The following is a 17,181-nucleotide window of genomic DNA, read 5'->3' as shown; positions in this document are numbered from 1 at the left end:
TGTTGAGAACATGAACACAGTGCTTTTCCCTGACGCCGCCATCGAGGCGTCCTTGCTCGACGCCGCTCACGCGATGCCGCTCGTGCTCACGCCGCGCGCGCCATTCGAAGACAGCGACGGCCCGCGCGCGTGGGTACGGACCCACCGCGAGGCGCTCGATGCGGCGCTGCTGCGCCACGGTGCGGTGCTGTTCCGCGACTTCGGGCTGGCTGATCCAGCGGCCTTCGAAGCGTTCGCGGAGACCATATCGCCGGGCCTGTACGGCGAATATGGCGATCTGCCGAAGAAGGAGGGCGGGCGCAACACCTATCGCTCGACCCCTTATCCCGAGAAGCAGATGATCCTGTTCCACAACGAGAGCGCGCACCAGCCACGCTGGCCGCGCCGCCAGTTTTTCTTCTGCGAGCAGCCTTCGCCGGTGGGGGGCGCCACGCCCATCGTCGATTGCCGTGCGATGCTGCGTGTACTGCCCGAAGCGCTCGTGGAGACCTTCGAGCGCAAGCAGATCATGTACGTGCGCACCTTCACGCATGGCCTCGATGTACCGTGGCGCGAGTTCTTCCGTACCGACGAGCGACGGGAAGTGGAGGCGCGCTGCGAGGCGGTGGCCGTGCAATACGAATGGCTCGCCAACGATGAATTGCAGACGCGCACCGTGTGCCCGGCGGTGATCGCGCATCCGCGTACGGGCGAGCGCGCGTTCTTCAACCAGGTGCAACTGCATCACGTGAGCTGCCTGGATGAGGATCTGCGGCTCGATTTGCTTGAGTTTGCGGGGGCGAAGCGCATGCCGCGCCAGGCGTACTTTGGCGATGGCAGCGAGATCGGCGCTGAGGCGATGGCCGCTATCGGCGAAGCGTACGAACGCTGCGCGGTGCGGTTCGCGTGGCAAAAGGGCGACGCGATCATGCTGGACAACATGCTGGTGGCGCACGCGCGCGACCCGTTCAGCGGGCCGCGCAAGATTGTTGTGGCGATGAGCGAAATTGTGGAGCGGGCGGACGTTGTGGCGGGCTTGAGCGAACCGGTTGGCGCGTGACGCGCCTAAATTTATTGATTCAGGATTTGACAGTATGGAAACGAACACGACACTAGTTGCCCAACCGATCGACGCCGAATTGCGCGAGCTTTTCGCAGCGCTGCTGGAGATAGATGCGGGAGAGATTGGTGATGATCAGGACTTCTTTGAATTGGGTGGCGACTCGCTGCTAGTCATCAAACTGGTTGCGCGCGTGCGCCGCAAGCTGGGTGTGGAGTTGACGCCGGGGGATGTGTTCGATCATGCGAACGTGGCGGCGCTGAGTGCAATGATTGCGCGACGGCGGGGGGATTGAGGTAAGGCGGGAAGTGCAAGCGCGTTGTGCGCGCAGGTGTTGCGCTTGCACAGGCTCGATCTGCTAGCCGTGCGTTTCACGTCGCATGAAGCAGTTAGTCGAGGCTGGAAAGCCTCGATGGTGATCGTAGCCACGCAGCCGAAACGCTATGCGACGAACGGCGAATGGCTGTGGCTCCGGAGAGCGTGCGCATTGCGCGCCGCCGCTGAAAAATTGTCTAGCTATCCGCTTTCGATTGAACTCGAAAATTCAGGTAAATCTGATACCGACGAAGTCCAAACCGCAGTTCACTAGAAAGTTAGCGGCGTGCTTGCGCTGCGCCTGGCCGATTGTAATGTCGAGTCGGTCGATTTTCTACTTCGAAGAGGTATGGAGATGTCGGACATTTTTCTTAAGATCGTGGGCATATCTGGCGAGTCGCAAGATGCTAGCCACAGAGGTGAAATTGACATTGCTAGTTGGCGTTGGAAGATGACCCAGCCATCTTCCATGATGTCTGGATCGGGCGGTGGTGCGGGTAAAGCGACGATTAACGATCTGGAAGTATTCCATCAAATCGATCGGGCAAGCCCAAATTTTATGCGCTATTGCCTGACCGGCCGGCATATCCCAGAAGTGATTCTGACGGCGCGGAAAGCTGGTGGCGTTCCACTCGAATTTCTCAAAATCGTCATGGGTGATGTCGTGATTACCACCGTTGAGCCTGGCGGTGCTGAAGGTATGTATTCGGAGCATGTGACATTTTCATTTTCACGAGTGAAGATGGAATACACGGTGCAGAGCGAAATGGGAACGAGTAAAGGCACTGTTTCTGCCTCATTCGATATCAAAGAGAACATTGCTCAATGAAGGTATAAAGATATCCAGTTAATGCCTGTTTAAATAGGGAAAAACCATGCCCCTAAGATGCGAATTTATCTTAAACAATAAAAAAACATCAACGCTAACCTGCTCCGGATTCGGAGCAGTGGAAGCATACTCCGGACAGAAACAAGGCCGTGACAATCCTGCCGATACGGCGATGCCCGAGATCGGACCTTTGCCTGCTGGGACGTATTACGTCGTTGATCGGCAATCGGGTGGCAGGTTTGGCTGGGCTTATGATTGGTGGGATGCACATGGCTACGGAACAACCGATCATTCTAGTTGGTTCATGCTATGGAACGCGCATGGCGGCGATACGACGATGATCAACGGCGTCAAGAGGGGAAACTTCAGGCTCCACCCGGAAGGACCGGCTCGTCTCAGCGAAGGTTGTATTACTATCGTTAGCCCGTTTGCCTTCGATAATTTGCAACGATACATTCGCAAACAAAAGCCTACGTTGTTTGTTCCAGACTCTACGTTACGCGCATATGGCACGGTGGAAGTTCGATGAGACGCCCTGCGTTAATTACCTGGTCTATTCTTTGTATGGCGCTGATTCTTGTCAGCGCCTACTATCTGACCGCCATTTTCCTCACTTTGCCATTTGACATGCCATACTGCGTTGATATGGCGATTCGGTCTGGCTTCAGACTATTCCTGCATGACGATATGCCTGCCCCTGAAGACATGGGGGTTATTGCGGTGCTGATGTACTTTGTTTGTGCGTGCGTGTTCGCGAGTTTGATCGTCGGTCCTATAGGTGTGTTTGCATGGAGGCGCATCATTTCTCCGCGCCTGAACTAAGAAAAGGCCCCCTTCGGCGGTTTTTCCGTTAACGCTTATACGCGAAGCCGCAGCGCAGCGCGATTGCGGTCCACACCCGCACGGGCCAAGATGGCGGCGTTACGGTGTACGCCGGCTGCGCCTTAAACCACCTGCGCTACCGAACCAGTTTCCGCACCCCCACCCCGATTGCGCAAAAACCGCTGCGGCGTTTCCCCCATCGCTCGCCGAAACATGGTGATGAACGCACTGGAGTTCCGATACCCCAACTCAGTAGCGATAGTAGAAACCGGCATCCCCTTGGCGAGTCGCGAAATCGACTCCACGAGCCGCAGGCGCTGCCGCCACTGCCCGAAGGTGAGCCCGGTCTCCTCCTTGAAAGCGCGTTCGAGCGTACTCTCACTCGCCCCGACCCGCATACCCCAGTCATTGAGCGGGGTGTTATCCGCGGGCGCGTCCATCAACTGCCCGCAGATCTGCTGCAAGCGACGGTCCTTGGGCAAAGGCAGCAGCCCTTCGGAGGCAAGCTGCGCCTCCCGCATCTCCTGCAACAACAGCGGATCGATCAACGCCGAGCGCCGTTCGGGATGCCCATTCTGCTGATCGACCACGAGCGCCCCCACCAACTCATTGAGCAGCGACGAAATCATCAGCACATGACAGCTAGGCTCGTCACGCGGCGCGACATCGACTTCGAAGTAGACCGTATACATGACCGCCGGGCTGACCGCCTGTAACTCATGCGCGACGAGCGGCGCGATCCAGAGCCCTCGATAGGGCCCTAGCGTCCACGCGCCGTCGGGCGTGATGACGCGCAGCACGCCGCGCGTGGTGTAGACGAACTGTGGCTGCGAGTGCGAATGCCAGCTTTCGCTATCGCCGGTCTCAAAATCATATCGTTTGGCTATGACTGGACGCTTGAGATAGCGCCGTTGCATACCGGTAAAGCGTTGCCAGATTTCAGCCATTTTGTGAGCCGTGGGAAAAAGTATCGCCAAACCGTCAAATTTCGACGGCTTCGCGCAGCTAATTGACAGGACGACGGCGAAGGTCAGCCCGTATTCTATCGTCCGTGTGCCGCCTTGCGAATGACAATAGTAATGATTCTTATTTGTACTGCGGCGTGTGTTAAATCTTAAACAGGGTAGACGGGATGAATCGGGGATGGGGCGGGGAGTCGTCGGGCAACATGGATAACCAGGCGGGCAGGGCGCGGCGCATGAAGGTGCGCACGATCACGGCGGTGGTGGCGCTGGCGATCGCGAAGATCGCGAGTGCGCAGACAGCGGCGCCTGTGGCGGCGTCGGATGCGGCCGCGACACAGGCCACGCAGCCAGGTCAGCAGCTGCCGGCCGTGAAGGTGCAAAGCGCGCGCGACCAGGAAACCGGCACGGGTCCGGTGGTGGGCTATGTGGCCAAACGCAGCGAGGCCGGCACCAAGACCGACACGCCGATCATCAAGGTGCCGCAAGCGATCTCGGTCGTCACGCGCGACCAGATGGACGTGCAGGACGCGCAAAGCGTGGCCCAGGCGCTGCGCTACACCTCGGGCATCAACCCCGAGCAGCGCGGCACCAATACCGATTCGCTCGAATACCTCTACGCGCGCGGCTTCCTCGTCGACGAGTACTGGAATGGCCTGCGTACGCCCGGCCCGAACGGCGGCTTCGGCTACAACGTCACGAGCTTCGACCCGTACATGTTCGAGCGCATCGAACTGCTGCACGGCCCGGCCTCGGTGCTGTACGGCCAGGGCTCGCCCGGCGGCACGGTCAACCTCGTGAGCAAGATGCCGACCGACACGCCGTACCATGAAGTCGGCATGCAAACCGGCAGCTATGGCCGCGTGCAGGGCTACTTCGATTTCAGCGGCCCCGTGGACAAGGCCGGCACCGTCCTTTACCGCGTGACGGCCGACGGCTACAACACCGGCACGCAGACCGACTACGTGAACCAGCAGCGTTTCTCGATCGCGCCGACCATCGAGTTCCGCCCGAGCAAGGACACGACGCTCACGATTTTCGCCAACTATCAGGCGGACCCGGAAGCGGGCATCTACAACTCGGTGCCGTACACCTGGAAGAACCGCAGCGAGAATCCGGGCGATCCGGACTTCGACAGCTTCCGCAAGACCCAGGAGTCGATCGGCTATCAATTCGAGCATCGCTTCAACGATACGTGGTCGTTCAAGCAGAGCTACCGCTTCCTGCATAACAGCCAGACGATCCAGTACGTTGCGAACGACGGCTTCAAGTCGGGCACCGACACGCTTTCGCGCGACGCTTATCTGAACCGCGGCACGGTGAATTCGCATACCGTGGATAACCAGTTGAACGCGAAGTTCGACACGGGTCCGCTCAAGCACAACGTCACGTTCGGCCTCGATTACCAGAACCTGCAGTTCGACCATTACTTCTATGGTGGCTCGGCGCCGGGTCTTTCGGAAAGCAATCCGGTCTACGGCCAGACGATCCCGTATCCGACCACCATGTTCTCGACCTCGAACGCCACCTCGATCAAGCAGCTTGGCGTGTACGCGCAGGACCAGATCGACATCGACAAGTGGTCGTTCCTGTTCGGCGTGCGCGAAGACTGGGCCAACGAGGACGTGACCTCGTACAAGACCGGTGCGACCACCGAGCAGTTCAACCGCGCCTTCACTTGGCGCGCGGGCGCTGTTTATCAGTTCGACAACGGCGTGGCGCCGTACTTCAGCTATTCGCGCTCGTTCCAGCCGCAGGTGGGCACGACCTATAGCGGTCAGTCCTTTGCGCCGATGACCTCCGAGCAGTACGAAGTGGGCGTGAAGCTGCAACCGAAGGGCTATAACAGCTTTATCACGGTGTCGGCGTTCCATCTCACCGAGAACAACGTCGCGACCACCGACCCGGTGCATACCAGCTACAGCGTGCTCACGGGCCAGGTGCGCTCGCAGGGCTTCGAGGTGGAAGGCCACGCGAGCCTGAGCAACAACCTGCAACTGATCGCCAACTACACCTACACGAACCTGCTCAACACCAAGAGCAACACGACGAGTCTGAACAAGGTGCCGGTGGGCATTCCGCGTAATACGGCGTCGCTGTGGGCCGACTATTCGCTCACGGGCGGTCCGCTCGCGGGCCTGCAGTTCGGCGGCGGCGTGCGCTATATCGGCGGCTCGTATGGCGATACGGCCAACACGTTCATGACGTCGTCGGCGACGCTAGTCGATATCTCGCTGCGCTACGACCTGGGTCGTCGCTTCTCGAGCCTGCAGGGCTGGACTACTTCGCTCAACGTGTCGAACCTGCTCGATCGCAAGTACTTCGCCTCGTGCACCAGCGCGAACTACTGCTACTACGGCCAGGGTCGCCTGTTGATGGCGGGCGCGAAATATCAGTGGTAATTCAACAGGAGGCAGTGCTGCAATGCATGTTCAAGTGGATCGTTCGATGAGTGCGGATGAAGTCTCGTCCGCGTGGCAGCGGCTGTCTCCTGTGCAAGAAGGCATGTGGTTCATGCAACGCCTCGCGCCCGATTCGGGTGCGTGGCATCTGGCCCGCGCGTTTCATCTGCGCGGGGCGCTAGACATCGCTACGCCTGGTCGCGCGCTTGCGCGCGTGCGCCAGCGTCAGGCGGTGTTGCGCACGCGTTTCGAAGAGCGCGAAGGCACGCCTTATCAGATCGCCGATCTGCGTGCCGACGCGCCGCTCGACGTGCTCGATCTGTCTGAACTGGACGACGAGGCGCGCCATGCCGAACTCGCGCGCGTGCTCGAAGGGCAAGCGCAACGCCCGTTCGATCTCGCACACGAAGGCGCGGCGCGTTTTCGCCTCGTGCGGCTCGCGCCGGACTGGCACGTGCTCTCCGTGGTGGTGCATCACCTGATTTCCGATGGCGGCTCGAACGCGATTTTCGCGCGCGAGTTCGCGCAGGCCTGGCGTGACGTAGGCCCTGGCGCAAACGGCGCCACGCCGATCACGTCGCCTGAATGGCAATACGCCGATTTCGCCGCCTGGCAGCGCACGCAGCTCGCGAGCGACAAAGCGCAGGCCGACCTCGCGTGGTGGAAGCAGTACATCGGCACGCCCGACGACAGTTTCGAACTGCCAGGCGATTTCGCACGCACGAGCGCGGCCGAACGCCGCGCGCTCACGCATACGTTTGCGCTGCGCGGCACGACGCTAGACGCGTTGCGCACGCGTTGCAAGGCGGCGCGCTGCACGCCTTTTGTCGTGCTGATGGCCGCGTATCAACTGCTGTTGTGGCGTCATGCAGGCAGCCGCGACTTCTGCATCGGCGTGCCGACGAGCGGGCGCACGCTGGCCGAATGCGAGGACCTGATCGGCCTTTTCATCGACACGCGCGTGCACCGCGCGCGTATTGATCCCGCGATGACGGTCCACATGCTCATCGAGAGCGTGCGGGGCGACGCGCGCGCCGCGCTCGATCACGCCGACGTGACCTTGCCGATGCTCGTCGATGCGCTGGGCGTGCGGCGCGAGGCCGATCGGCATCCGCTGTTCCAGACGCTGTTCAACGTGCAGGGCGCGGCGGCGGCCGGGCGCTTGTCGCTCGATGGCCTCGACGTCGAAATCGTCGATGCGGAAAGCCCGCTCGCGCGCTTCGATCTGAGCTTTGACGTGCGCGTGGCCGCCGACGCCGTCAACGTGACCGTGCGCTACGACGCCTCGCGCTATCGCCCGGAGACCATCGCGCGTCTGTGCGCGCACTACGAGGCGCTGCTGGCGGCCTTGTGCGCCGATCCAGAATGCGCCGTGGCCGAACTCCCGTACCTGAGCGTCGATGAGCGTGCACAGCTTGCCGCCTGGAGTACCGCGCACGCCGATTACGGCACGAGCGTGCCCGTGCATCGCCTGTTCGAACGCGAAGCCGCTGCGTATCCCGACGCCCCCGCCTTGCTGTTCGGCGACCTCACGCTGAGCTATGCCGAACTCGACGCGCGCGCGAACCGTCTCGCGCAGCGGTTGCGGCGACTCGGCGTGGGCCCGGACGTGAAGGTGGGGATCGGCGTCGAGCGTTCGGTGGAGATGGTGGTGGGGCTCTTCGCGATCCTCAAGGCGGGCGGCGCGTATGTGCCGCTCGACCCCGACTATCCGGCCGAGCGCCTCGCGTACATGATCGAGGACAGCGGCATCGGCCTGTTGCTCACGCAGCATGCCTTGCGCGAGCGCTTCGCAGCGCTGATCGAGAAAGATACGGATAACGAATCATGTCGCGTGATCGAACTCGACACGCTCGATCTCAGCAACGAATCCGGCGCTTGCCCCGACGTTACGCTCGACGCTGAAAACCTCGCCTATGTGATCTACACGTCGGGCTCGACGGGACGCCCGAAAGGCGCGGCGAACCGGCATGGCGCGCTCTATAACCGCCTCGCGTGGATGCAGGCCGCGTACCGGCTCGACGCGCGCGACACGGTGCTGCAAAAGACGCCGTTCAGCTTCGATGTCTCCGTGTGGGAGTTCTTCTGGCCGCTGATGACGGGCGCGCGTCTCGCGCTTGCGCGGCCCGGCGATCATCGCGATCCGGCGCGGCTCACCGCCTTGATCGACACACATCGCGTGACCACGCTGCATTTTGTGCCGCCGATGCTGCAAGCCTTCGTGGCCGCGCTCGATGCCTGCGCGGCGTCGGCATGCGCGAGCCTGCGCCAGATCGTCTGTAGCGGCGAGGCGCTGCCCGCGACGTTGCAGGACCAGACGCTCGCGCGTCTGCCGCACGTGCAGGTGCATAACCTCTACGGCCCGACCGAAGCGGCCATCGACGTCACGCACTGGACCTGTCGCGCGGGCGACGCCGTGGTGCCGATCGGGCGGCCGATCGCCAACGTCAGCACGCATGTGCTCGACGCGGCGCTCAATCCGCTGCCCGCGGGCGTGGCGGGCGAACTCTATCTGGGCGGCGCGGGCCTCGCGCGCGGCTATCTCAACCGGCCCGCGCTCACGGCCGAGCGCTTCGTGCCCGATCCGTTCGAGCCGGGCGCGCGCCTGTATCGCACGGGCGACCTCGCGCGCTGGCGCGCGGACGGCGCGCTCGATTATCTGGGCCGCCTCGATCATCAGGTGAAGATTCGCGGCTTTCGTATCGAACTCGGCGAGATCGAGGCGGTGCTGCAACGCCAGCCCGGCGTGGAGACGGCTGTGGTCACGGCGCAAGACGGGCCTAACGGCAAGCGTCTGGTGGCCTACGTGAGCGCGCGGGCGGGGCAGCGCGTCGAGCGCGAGACGCTGGCGGCTGGGCTCGCCGCCGAGTTGCCCGACTACATGGTGCCCGCGGCCTGGGTCGAACTCGCGTGCTTCCCGCTCTCGCCAAACGGCAAGATCGACCGGCGCGCGCTGCCGCAGCCGGGCCAGGACGAACGCGCCTGGGAAGCGCCGCAAGGCGTGACCGAAGACGCGCTCGCGACGATCTGGCAGCAGGTGTTGGGCGTCGCGCGCGTGGGGCGGCACGACAACTTCTTCGAACTGGGCGGCGATTCGATCCTGAGCCTGCAGATTGTCGAGCGTGCGCGCCAGGCGGGCTGGAAGCTCACGCCGCGCCAGTTGTTCGAGCGCCAGTCGGTGGCGCAACTGGCGGCCGTGGCGCAGGCGCTCGATGCGAATGCGGCCGCCCAGGCCATGCTTGAAGCGCCCGTGGGCACGCCTGGCGCGCTGCTGCCGATGCAGGCGTGGTTCTTCGATCAGCCGATCGCGCAGCGCCATCACTGGAATCAGGCCGTGCTACTGACGAGCCGCGCGCCGCTCGACACGAATTTGCTGGCGCGCGCGTTGCATGCGCTGGTCGTGCATCACGCGGCGTTGCGCATGCATTACGAAGCGGATGCGGCGGGTGTCTGGCACGCGCGTCATGGCGAAGCGCCTGCGCCCGAAAGCCTGCTTTGGGTCCGCCACGCCGCTAGTGCCGACGAGATCCAGGCGCTGTGCGACGACGCGCAACGCAGTCTCGATCTCGCCAATGGACCGCTCTTGCGCGCGCTCGCCATCGCGATGCCGGACGGAAGCTGGCGCTTGATGCTCGCGATCCATCACCTGGCCGTGGATGGCGTGTCGTGGCGTTTGCTGATCGGCCAATGGCGCGATGCCTATGCCGCGCTGCAAAACGGCGCTGTGCCGAATCTGCCCCCGGTCATGGCGTCGACTGATCTATGGGCCGGCCGCCTCGCGGCGCACGCGCGCACGCCTGCGCTGCAAGACGAATTGCGCTACTGGCAGGAGGTCGCGCGCGTGAGCGCGGCGCTGCCTTGCGATTTTCCCGAGGGCGCGAACACCGTCGCGCAACAGCGGCACGTCGCGCTTACGCTCGATCGCGCGCAGACGCATACGCTCCTGCACGACGCCGCCGCTGCGTGGCGCACGCAGGTCAACGATCTGTTGTTGACGGCGCTCGGCCGCGCGTTGAGCGGCTGGATGGGCGATCACGACCGGCGCATTCGCATCGACCTCGAAGGCCACGGCCGCGAGGACCTGTTCGACGATGTCGATCTGAGCGGTACGGTTGGCTGGTTCACGAGCCTTTATCCGGTTGTGCTCGACGTGCAGGGCGATCCCGGCGCCGCCTTGCGTCGCGTGAAGGAAACGCTGCGTGCCGTGCCCGCGCGCGGCATCGGCTACGGCGTGCTGCGCTATCTCGGCAATGAGGCGGCGCTTCGGTCGCTTGAACCGTCGCAAGTGGTTTTCAACTATCTGGGCCAGTTCGACCAGCATTTCGACGAGGCCGAGGCGTGGCAGCCCGCGCGCGAGCTTGCGGGTTCTCAATCGAACGCACAAAGCATCGCGCAAGCCACCTCGCAATCCGCCGGCGCGCCGCTAGCCTACGCGCTCGCGGTCAGCGGCAAGGTGCTGGATGGCGCGCTTACGCTCACGATCGGCTACAGCGGCGCGCGCTATCGCGACGCCACGGTCGAACGACTCGCGGTCGCTTTCGGCGCCGCATTGCGCGAACTGATCGCGCAATGCACCCACGCTCGCGCAGGCGCGACACCCTCCGATTTCCCGCTCGCCGCGCTCGGCCAGGATGAACTCGATGCGCTGCCGCTCGCGCTGGCGGATGTCGCCGATCTGTATCCGCTCTCGCCCATGCAGGCCGGCATGCTGTTCCACGCACTCTATGCGCGCGGTGGCAGCGTCTATCTGAACCAGTTGCGCGTCGATCTCGACGGCCTCGATGCCGGACGTTTTCGCGCTGCCTGGCATGCGCTCACGCAGCGCCACGACATCTTACGTACCGGCTTTGTCGCGCAAGGCGAGGGCTGGCTGCAATGGATTGCGCGCGCGGTGGAGCTGCCGATCGAAGAGCACGACTGGCGCAATCGGGCCGATCAGGATGGCCTCGACATCGCGCTGGACACTTTCGCCGCAGAGCAACTCGAACGCGGCTTCGATCTCTCGCGCGCGCCGTTGCACCGGCTTGCGTTGATTCGCACGGGCGAGCGGCGCTATCACTTCGTCTGGACGCACCATCATCTGCTGATGGACGGCTGGAGCGTCTCGCAACTGCTGGGCGAAGTGCTGCGCCATTACAGCGGCCAGGCGCTGCCCGTGCACAGCGGCCGCTATCGCGACTACATTGGCTGGTTGCAGGGCCAGGATAAGGCGGCGAGCGCCGCGCACTGGCAGGCGCAGATCGCGCGCCTCGACGGTCCGACGCATCTGGCCGAGGCCATGCCAAAGCGCAACACCCAGGTGCCCGATGCGGCGTCCCACTACGCGCTGCACACGCTGGAACTCGACGCGGCCACCACGGCGCGCCTTGTCGCCTTCGTGCGCGAGGAGCGCGTGACCGTCAACACGCTGTTGCAGGCGGCCTGGGCGCTGCTGTTGCAGCGCTATACGCACCAGCCGGCAGTGGTGTTCGGTGCGACGCTCGCGGGCCGACCCGCCGACTTGCCGGGCGCGGCGCATCTGCTCGGCCTCTTCATCAACACGCTGCCGGTGGTGGCCGAGCCGCGCGCGCATCGGCAACTGGGCGACTGGCTGCGCGAGCTTCAGGCGCAGGGCATGGCCGCGCAGGAGCACGCGCATACGCCCCTGCACGAGATCCAGCGCTGGGCGGGCGCGAGCGGGCAAGGGTTGTTCGATACGCTCGTGGTGTTCGAGAACTATCCCGTCGACGCGGTGCTTAAGGACGCGCAACCGGGCGGCCTCGCCATCGACAAGGTGAGCGCGCGCGACGAAACGAGCTATGCGCTGACGCTGGGCGTTACGCAAGGCGAGACGCTGCGGCTGGGCCTGCGTTATGCGCGCGACGCGTTCAGCGACGCCGATGCCGAGCGCCTCGCGCAACAGATGGCGCGCTTGCTGCGTGAAGCCGCGCTCACGCCGGGTGCGGCGCAACAAGCGCTCGGCGCGTTCGATCCGCTCGATGAAGTTGAGCGTGATGCGTTGATCGAGCTTGGCTGCGCCGATACGTCACCGGCCGATTCGATCGACACGCCCGTGCATCGGCAAATCGCCGCGCGCGCCGCGCACACGCCCGACGCGCTGGCCATCGTCGCGGGCGACACACGCATGACGTACGCCGAACTGAACACGCGCGCCAATCGCCTCGCGCACCGCCTCATGCACGCGGGCGTCGGGCCGGAAGTGCGCGTGGGGCTCGCGGTGAGTCGTGGCGCGCAGATGATCGTCGCGATGCTGGCGGTGATGAAGGCGGGCGGCGCCTACGTGCCGCTCGATCCCGCGTACCCGGCCGAGCGCCTCGCGTACATGATCGAGGACAGCGGTATCGGCTTGTTGCTCGCGCAACCAACTGACACGAACGCCAACGCCATGCTCGCTGCCGCGTCGCTGCCGGTGGTGAATCTCGACGCGCCCGATCTCGCCGATGAACCGCCGCACGAGCCGCAATGTACGGTGCAGGCGGGCAATCTCGCCTACGTGATCTACACCTCGGGCTCGACGGGGCGTCCGAAGGGCGTGGGCGTGGCGCATGGCGCGCTGGCGATGCACTGTGCGGCCATCGGCGCGCGCTACGCCATGACCGCCGCCGACCGCGAGCTGCACTTCGCGTCGATCAACTTCGACATCGCGCACGAACGCTGGATCGTGCCGCTGTGCGCGGGCGGCGCGCTCGTGATCGCCGAGCCCGCGCGCTGGACCACCGCGCAACTGATCGAGGCGATGCGTCGCGAGCGCGTTTCGGTGGTGTTTCTCACGCCTTCGTATCTGAACAATCTCGTGGCGGAATGCGCGCTCGATACCGCCGATGCCTCGGATGCGCCGCTCGCGCTGCGCCTGTGCATCGTGGGCGGCGAAGCGTGGAGCGCGCAGGCGATGCAGGCCGCGTGCCGCGCGTTGCCGGGCTGTCGCCTCATCAACGCCTACGGGCCGACTGAAACCGTGATCGCACCCACGGCGTGGGATGTCGATCCGGCCTTCGAGGGGACTTACGCGCCGATCGGCCGCCAGATCGGCGAGCGCGTCGCGTACGTATTCGATGCGGCGATGAATCTCGCGCCGCGCGGCGTGGCGGGCGAACTGTATCTGGGCGGCGCGGCCCTCGCGCGCGGCTATCTGCAACGGCCCGCGCTCACGGCCGAACGCTTCGTGCCCGACCCGTTCGACGCGGCGGGCGGGCGTCTCTATCGTACCGGCGACCTCGTGCGCTGGCGCGACGACGGTGCGCTCGAATACCTCGGCCGCCTCGATCAGCAGGTGAAGCTGCGCGGCTTTCGCGTGGAGCTGGGCGAAGTGGAGGCGGCGCTGCTCGCGCAGCCCGGCGTGCGCGAAGCTGTGGCGCTGGTGGAGGGTGGCACGCGGCTGCTGGCGTACGTGACGCCACAGACGCAGGCACGAGTGGACGAACTCGATCCGCAGGCGCTCAAGCATGCGCTCGCGCGCACGCTGCCCGATTACATGGTGCCCGCCGCGATCGTGGTGCTCGACGCGTTGCCGCTCACGCCCAACGGCAAGATCGACCGCCGCGCGCTGCCTGTGCCGCAAGCGCAGGCAAGCGAGGATTACGCCGCGCCGCAAGGCGCGACCGAAGCGGCGCTCGCGCGCCTCTGGAGCAAGGTGCTGGGCATCGAACGCGTCGGCCGGCATGCGCACTTCTTCGAACTCGGCGGCGATTCGATCCTGAGCCTGAAGCTGCAACGGCGCGTGGCGCGCGAGTTCGGCGTGGAGGTCGCGCTGGCGGCACTGTTCGCCGCGCCCACGCTCGATGCTTACGCACGCGCCGTGGACGAGGCGCGTGCGCAAGGCTCGCAGCACGAAACGCCCATTGCCGATACCCTGCAATCCCTTCTTTCCGATCTGATGCAATGAACCGTAGGGCAATCCTCGCCGCGCTGGCTGGCGGCGCTTTTCTGGGCACTGGCGCGCGCGCCTGGGCGGCCGCGCCGCGCCGCGTGATCGTGCTCGACTGGGGCCTCGCCGAGTTGACGCTGGCGCTCGGCGTGGTGCCCGTGGGCATGGCGAATACGCCGGGCTTCCGGCGCAATTTCACGGCGTGCCCGGTGCCCGCTTCGGTGGTCGATCTCGGTCTGATGTTTCAGCCCAACATGGAGCTGATGCTCGCGCTCAAGCCCGATCTGATCGTCATCACGCCCGCGCATGCGTCGATGCGCGGTGCGCTCGAACGCATCGCACCCACCGTCACGCTCGGCATGTTCCGCGCGAGTCCCACGCCTTATACGGCCGCGTGCGACGAGACGATGCGCCTTGCGCGCCTGTTCGATCGCGAGGCGCAAGGCGAGGCTGCGCTCGCGCAGTCGCGTCGCGCTATCGACGCGGCGCGCGCGCGGCTCGATGCGCTGCCCGCAGCGTCGCAGGCACGCAGCGCACCGGTGTATCTCACGCGCTTCATCGACGAATCGCATCTGCGCGTGTTCGGCACGCATAGCCTGTTTGGCGAGCTGCTTGCGCAACTCGGCCTGCGCAACGCGTGGGGCCGGGCCGATGGCGCGGCGGCCTCGGCGATGATCGGCTTCGATGCGCTCGACGCCGATCCGCGCGCGACGCTCGTCTACGTGGAGCCGCTGCCCGCCATGACCGCGACGATGATGCAGACGAGCCGCGTCTGGCAAGCGATGCCGTTTGCGGGCGCGGGGCGCATGACCGGCATGGCTGCCGTGCCGCCCGAAGGCGGCATCCTGAGCGCGGCGTTTTTCGCGCATGCGCTCGTGGATGCGCTGGGCGCGCGGCGCGTCGCGGAGGCCGCATGAAAAATGTCATGACCACGCCCTTTGCGCCGATGCACCGCACCCCGCTCATGGCGGTTTGCGCGCTGTTTGCACTGGCGGCGCTGCTGTTCGCGCTGCGCCTCGATACGCGCCTTGCGCCCGCATTCTGGTGGCAGGCGCTCGTATCGCCCTCGGCCAGCGATGTGACGCAATTGCTGGTGCACTACGGCGACTTCCCGCGTGTGGCCGTCACACTGCTGTGCGGGGCCGCGCTCGGTCTCGCGGGCGTGGCGACGCAGCAGGTGTTGCGCAACCCGCTGGCGGAGCCGATGACGCTCGGCATCTTCTCCGGCGCGTGGCTGGCGCTTGCGCTGGCCACCGTCTACGCGCCGTTCCTGCTCGCGAGCGGGCGCGACGCGGTTGCGCTCACGGGCGGCGCGCTGGCGCTGGCCGCCGTATTCGCGCTGGCGGCGCGGCGCGGGATGTCGCCGCTCGCGCTGATCCTCGCGGGCATGATCGTCAATCTGTGCGGCGGCGCGTTCTGTCTCGCGTTGGCGATCTCGCACTACGACCTGTTGAGCGGCCTGCTGGTGTGGGGCGGCGGCTCGTTCGCGCAGCACGACTGGCACGTCGCGCTCGCGCTGGCGGTGCGCTTCGTGCCGTGCGCGCTGCTGTTGCTGCTGTTGCTGCGGCCGATGGCGGTATTCGATCTCGGCGATACGGTGGCGTCGAGCCTGGGCGTGTCGCTGCGCACCACGCGCGTCATCACGCTCGGCCTCACGCTGCTGATCGCCGCCTTTGTGGTGAGCGCGGTGGGCGTGATCGGCTTCGTCGGGCTTTCGGCGCCCGCGCTCGCGCGGCTCGCGGGCGCGCGCCGCCTGCGCGAACGCGTGATCTGGTCGCCGCTGATTGGCGCGGCGCTCTTGTGGCTCGCCGATCAACTCGCACAACTCTGCGCGGCGCGCTTCGGCATGGCGATGCCCACCGGCGCGATCACGACGCTGATCGGCGCGCCGCTGCTGCTGGTGATGCTGCGCCGTCTGCGCGGCCGCCGCGATGTTGCGCCCGCAACCACCCAGCCCAGCGCGCCGATTTCGCCGCGCGGCCTGCGCGTGGTCGCGCTGGCGAGCGCGCTGGGCCTGGCGCTGGTCGTCGTGCTGTCGCTCACACTTGGGCGCGGCCTCGCGGGCTGGCATCTGAGCGACGCCCACGAAGCCGCCGCGCTGCTGTTCCTGCGCCTGCCGCACGTGGTGGCGGCAGCGGGCGTGGGCGTGCTGCTCGCGCTCTCGGGCGGCATCGTGCAGCGCATGACCGGCAATCCGATGGCGAGCCCCGACTTGCTCGGCATCTCGGCGGGCGGCGCGCTCGGCTTGACGGGTGCGCTCTTTCTCACCGCGCATCCGGGGCTGCCGACCTTTCTCGTCTGGTGCGCGGCCGGTTCGATGGTCACCTTGTGCGCGCTGGTGCTGATTTCGCGAGCCTCGTCGTTCTCGCCCGACACGCTGATCCTCGCGGGCATGACGCTAAGCGCGGCATTCCAGGCGGTTTCCGTGATCGCGGTGTCGAGCGGCGACCCGCGCGTCATCATTCTCTACAACCTGCTGGCGGGCTCGACCTATAACGTCGGGCCGCTGATGGCCGCGCTGGTGGCCGTCTGTGCGCTGCTGGCGCTCGCAGCCGTGCCGTTGTGCCGCCGCTGGCTGGAAATCCTGCCGCTTGGCGATGCGGTCTCGGTGGGCCTCGGCGTGCGTATCGCCGGGGCACGTTTCGGACTGCTGATGCTGAGCGCGTTGTTGAGCGCCGTGGCGACGCTCGTGATCGGGCCGCTGTCCTTCATCGGCCTGATGGCGCCGCATATGGCGCGTTTGCTCGGCATCCGCCGCGCCATGCCCTTGTTGTTCATCAGCGCCGCGTTCGGCGCGACCTTGATGATCGGCTCGGACTGGCTCGGCCGCTGGGTGTTGTTCCCGCAGGAAATGCCGGCTGGCGTGATGGCCACGCTGCTCGGCGGGCTGTATCTGATCCTCACGATGTTCCGGCGTCCGGCGCAAGACCGGCCCGGTTCCTGACGCA

At 65.4% G+C, this 17,181-nt stretch carries 11 protein-coding genes; 10 read left to right on the top strand and 1 reads right to left on the bottom strand.

Annotated elements, in window-relative coordinates; genetic code table 11:
• Positions 1 to 10: 10 nt before the first annotated feature.
• From U5782_RS15730 to U5782_RS15705, 6 genes are all read left to right on the top strand, one after another.
• The gene (locus U5782_RS15730; protein ID WP_322044770.1) at positions 11 to 1,039 is read left to right on the top strand and encodes a TauD/TfdA family dioxygenase; all 1,029 of its coding nucleotides are present in this window, start codon (positions 11 to 13) and stop codon (positions 1,037 to 1,039) included.
• Positions 1,040 to 1,073: 34 nt separating this feature from the next.
• The gene (locus tag U5782_RS15725; RefSeq protein WP_322044769.1) at positions 1,074 to 1,334 is read left to right on the top strand and encodes an acyl carrier protein; all 261 of its coding nucleotides are present in this window, start codon (positions 1,074 to 1,076) and stop codon (positions 1,332 to 1,334) included.
• 117 nt (positions 1,335 to 1,451) lie between these two features.
• Positions 1,452 to 1,628: a hypothetical protein gene (locus tag U5782_RS15720; protein WP_322044768.1), complete on the top strand. Its 177-nt coding sequence runs from the start codon at positions 1,452 to 1,454 to the stop codon at positions 1,626 to 1,628.
• Between the two features lie 81 nt (positions 1,629 to 1,709).
• Complete coding sequence (locus U5782_RS15715) at positions 1,710 to 2,183, top strand: type VI secretion system tube protein Hcp (protein WP_322044953.1); 474 nt, start codon at positions 1,710 to 1,712, stop codon at positions 2,181 to 2,183.
• Positions 2,184 to 2,229: 46 nt separating this feature from the next.
• Positions 2,230 to 2,712: a DUF2778 domain-containing protein gene (locus U5782_RS15710; RefSeq protein ID WP_322044767.1), complete on the top strand. Its 483-nt coding sequence runs from the start codon at positions 2,230 to 2,232 to the stop codon at positions 2,710 to 2,712.
• Positions 2,709 to 3,005, top strand: coding sequence for a hypothetical protein (locus tag U5782_RS15705; RefSeq protein WP_322044766.1), 297 nt, complete (start codon positions 2,709 to 2,711; stop codon positions 3,003 to 3,005). Before U5782_RS15710 ends, U5782_RS15705 begins: the two co-directional genes overlap by 4 nt.
• Positions 3,006 to 3,127: 122 nt before the next feature.
• Here the strand turns inward: U5782_RS15705 and U5782_RS15700 are convergent, their stop codons facing one another.
• Complete coding sequence (locus tag U5782_RS15700; protein WP_322044765.1) at positions 3,128 to 3,952, bottom strand: helix-turn-helix transcriptional regulator; 825 nt, start codon at positions 3,950 to 3,952, stop codon at positions 3,128 to 3,130.
• Positions 3,953 to 4,137: 185 nt separating this feature from the next.
• On the opposite strand from U5782_RS15700, the gene U5782_RS15695 reads away from it, so the two are divergent.
• Genes U5782_RS15695 through fhuB form a run of 4 tightly spaced genes read left to right on the top strand, consistent with a single transcriptional unit; the run spans position 4,138 to position 17,177 of the window.
• Entirely contained in the window at positions 4,138 to 6,369 is a 2,232-nt protein-coding gene (locus U5782_RS15695; protein ID WP_322044764.1) for a TonB-dependent siderophore receptor, read from the top strand.
• Between the two features lie 46 nt (positions 6,370 to 6,415).
• Positions 6,416 to 14,251, top strand: a complete 7,836-nt coding sequence (locus U5782_RS15690; protein WP_322044763.1) for a non-ribosomal peptide synthetase — start codon at positions 6,416 to 6,418, stop codon at positions 14,249 to 14,251.
• The gene (locus U5782_RS15685; protein WP_322044762.1) at positions 14,248 to 15,150 is read left to right on the top strand and encodes an ABC transporter substrate-binding protein; all 903 of its coding nucleotides are present in this window, start codon (positions 14,248 to 14,250) and stop codon (positions 15,148 to 15,150) included. The genes U5782_RS15690 and U5782_RS15685 overlap by 4 nt, the downstream gene beginning before the upstream one ends.
• Positions 15,151 to 15,158: 8 nt before the next feature.
• Positions 15,159 to 17,177 carry a Fe(3+)-hydroxamate ABC transporter permease FhuB gene (gene fhuB / locus U5782_RS15680; protein WP_322044761.1) on the top strand — a complete coding sequence of 673 codons (2,019 nt, stop codon included), beginning with the start codon at positions 15,159 to 15,161 and terminating at the stop codon, positions 17,175 to 17,177.
• Positions 17,178 to 17,181 lie beyond the last annotated feature (4 nt).

Origin of the sequence: Paraburkholderia sp. J67 (assembly GCF_905220265.1) — a bacterium.
In the GTDB taxonomy this organism is placed as follows: Bacteria; Pseudomonadota; Gammaproteobacteria; order Burkholderiales; family Burkholderiaceae; genus Paraburkholderia.
This window is presented reverse-complemented; position numbering and strand designations above follow the sequence as displayed.